Origin of the sequence: Anaerorhabdus sp. (genome assembly GCF_036657415.1) — a bacterium.
In the GTDB taxonomy this organism is placed as follows: domain Bacteria; phylum Bacillota_I; class Bacilli_A; order Erysipelotrichales; family Erysipelotrichaceae; genus Anaerorhabdus.
On record NZ_JAVXGL010000142.1, the window covers coordinates 1 to 2,788 of the forward strand.

A 2,788-nucleotide genomic window follows, 5' to 3' on the forward strand; every position below is an offset into this window, starting at 1 on the left:
GAAGAATTGAATAAACGCATAAAATAGTAGCAAAAGATTCAAATTTTTTGTACAATATCCATGTTAGGGAGTGAAGAAATGACTCAGAAAAAGAAAACAGTTAAAAAAAGTAAACGTAAATTAGATCGTACAAGTAAGATTATTCTTATTGGTAGTGCGATTATTATCGTTCCATTCTTAATATTCGGATTTATTTTATTATCAGCAACATTTAACACCGGAAAACCAATTTTTGGAGATCGCTTTAAAGGGGATTTAGACCCAGCGATTACGAATGCTAATATGTCTGATATTTCTGCAAAAATTAAATCTGAGAGTGGTGTTGAAAAAGTTGATGTAGAACTTGCTTCAGCAACATTACGTGTCTATGTGGATATTTCGGATTCTGCAAGTAAAGAAGATGCGTCAAACGTTGCGAACGCTGCCTATGATGCAGTAACTAATATATTGCCAGTAGGCACATATTTTACATTACGTGATAACATGAAAATGTATGATTTAGAAATTCATGTTTATAACCTAAGCAAAGATCGTGATTCAGATAGTTTTGTCTATGTGATTAAGAATAAGTCATCTACGATGGCTGAACCTCGTATTCAAGTAGTCTCTGAACCACTAGATGCTGAACTTGCTCAACAATTAAGAGACGATGTAGAAAATCGCAAGAACCCTACACCGACTCCAGATGATAACGAAATGACAGTCGGCGGAGCAGAAGACGGTAATGAAGCACAACCGGATGCTGGCGCTGGAGATCAACCAAAAGAATAAAGGAGCTATGCTCCTTTTCTTATAGAAAGAGGTGAAAGAAATGAAATTTAAACATTTTATTTGGGATTTTGATGGTACTTTATTAAATACATATCCAGCTATGGTAAAAGCTTTTTACAAAACATGCGTAGATAATGATATACCTGCTGATGAAAATACAATTTTAGAATATATGAAAATATCTGTACAAACAGTCATTGATTTCTATAGTAAAAGATTCTCATTTCCACCATCTTTTCTAGATGAATTCCAAAAGAATCGTGAAATATTAGAAAAACAAGTTGTTGAACCATACGTGGATACACAAATCATATTGGAAGAAATTATCGATAGTGGGAATTTTAACTATGTTGTGACTCATCGTGGTACATCCACTTTAGAATTATTACGAAAATACGACTTAGAAAAATATTTTCGTGAAATTGTGATTAAAGAAAAAGGATTTGCACGTAAGCCAAATCCACAAAGTATTAACTACTTGAAAGAGAAATACGAAATGAATAATGATGAAACAGTTATGATTGGTGATCGCATTCTTGATATTGAAGCAGGAAGAAATGCCATGGTTCATACGTGTTTCTATGATGAATTTAAAACAGAAAAAGAATTAGGTGCAGATATTACAATATCGCGATTAAGTGAAATTGCACTCTACTTAAAAAGGAATTATTAATGAAAAAGAATGATCAGTTTAATGGTAAATGTGTGGGATATAACGTCGAAGGTTTGGGAATCGTCAAACATGATGGTTTCGTTTTCTTCGTCAAAAATATGTTGAAAGATGAAGAGGGAGAGATTGTAATCACTTCCTTAAAGAAGAGTTATGGTTTTGGACGTTGTCTGAAACTTACTAATGTAAGTAAACATCGTATTGAACCAAGTTGTTCAATTTACAAGCATTGTGGTGGATGTCAATTACAACATATGGATCGCTATGAACAAAGAAATTTTAAATATCAAAAAGTAGTGGATTGTTTCAAGTCAATAGCACACATGGAACCAACGATACAAGATGTATTAGATATGGAATATCCTTTACGTTATCGCAATAAAGTACAAATACCTGTTCAATTTGAAAATCATGAAGTAAAGATGGGGTTTTATCGCAACCATACAAATGAAATAGTTGAGTTTGATGACTGTTTAGTACAAACAGAAACATCAAATAAAATTGTGCAAGCTATGAAACAGTATTTGAAAGAGTTAAATTGTGGAGATGCCTTCAAACATGTCTTAATCAAACATGCACATAGAACAGATGAAATTATGATTGTGTTCATAGTGAAGCAATATCCATTCAAGCAATGTGAGGAACTAAAGAATAAATTAATGAATGAGTTTCCATCAATTAAAAGTGTTATTGTGAATATTAATAAAAGAAATGATAATGTCATCCTTACAAATGAAGAAGTGGCATTAACTGAAAAAAAATTAATACAAGAAAAGCTCCATGATTTCTATTTTAATATTTCAAGTAAGTCATTCTATCAAATTAACCCCAGTCAAACACAAGTACTGTATGATAAAGCAATTGAATATGCCCAGTTAACCAAAGAAGACACAGTTGTCGATTTATATTGTGGAACTGGAACAATTGGTTTATTTGCTTCACCTAAAGTGAACAAAGTGATAGGTATCGAGGTAGTCGAAGCTGCAATTGAAGATGCAAAGATAAATGCAAGTATTAATAATATAAAGAATATTGAGTTTATTTGCACAGATGCAAAAGAAGGAGCAAAAGAGATTCTAAGAAGAGGCGAAAAGATTGATGTGGTTATTGTTGATCCACCAAGAAAAGGTTGCGATGAAGATACGCTTCAATCAATTGCAGCAATGAATCCAAAGCGAATTGTATATGTATCTTGTGATCCTTCAACACTTGCAAGAGATTGTGCACTTCTATCGAAACTAGCGTACAGTATTGAAGTAGTGCAACCAGTAGATATGTTTCCACTAACACACCATGTAGAAAATGTAGTTCTATTAAATAAAACTATTAATTAATTTATAAAAACAG

At 32.4% G+C, this 2,788-nt stretch carries 3 protein-coding genes; all 3 read left to right on the top strand.

From position 1 onward, the window contains the following. The first annotated feature begins 78 nt into the window (after positions 1 to 78). The 3 genes from RSB60_RS11415 to rlmD are packed head-to-tail and all read left to right on the top strand — an operon-like array spanning position 79 to position 2,775. Complete coding sequence (locus RSB60_RS11415) at positions 79 to 771, top strand: hypothetical protein (protein ID WP_323380884.1); 693 nt, start codon at positions 79 to 81, stop codon at positions 769 to 771. Between the two features lie 40 nt (positions 772 to 811). Further along, positions 812 to 1,444 carry an HAD-IA family hydrolase gene (locus RSB60_RS11420; protein WP_323380885.1) on the top strand — a complete coding sequence of 211 codons (633 nt, stop codon included), beginning with the start codon at positions 812 to 814 and terminating at the stop codon, positions 1,442 to 1,444. Next, positions 1,444 to 2,775 carry a 23S rRNA (uracil(1939)-C(5))-methyltransferase RlmD gene (gene rlmD, locus RSB60_RS11425; protein WP_332616473.1) on the top strand — a complete coding sequence of 444 codons (1,332 nt, stop codon included), beginning with the start codon at positions 1,444 to 1,446 and terminating at the stop codon, positions 2,773 to 2,775. The genes RSB60_RS11420 and rlmD overlap by 1 nt, the downstream gene beginning before the upstream one ends. The last annotated feature ends 13 nt before the right edge of the window (positions 2,776 to 2,788 follow it).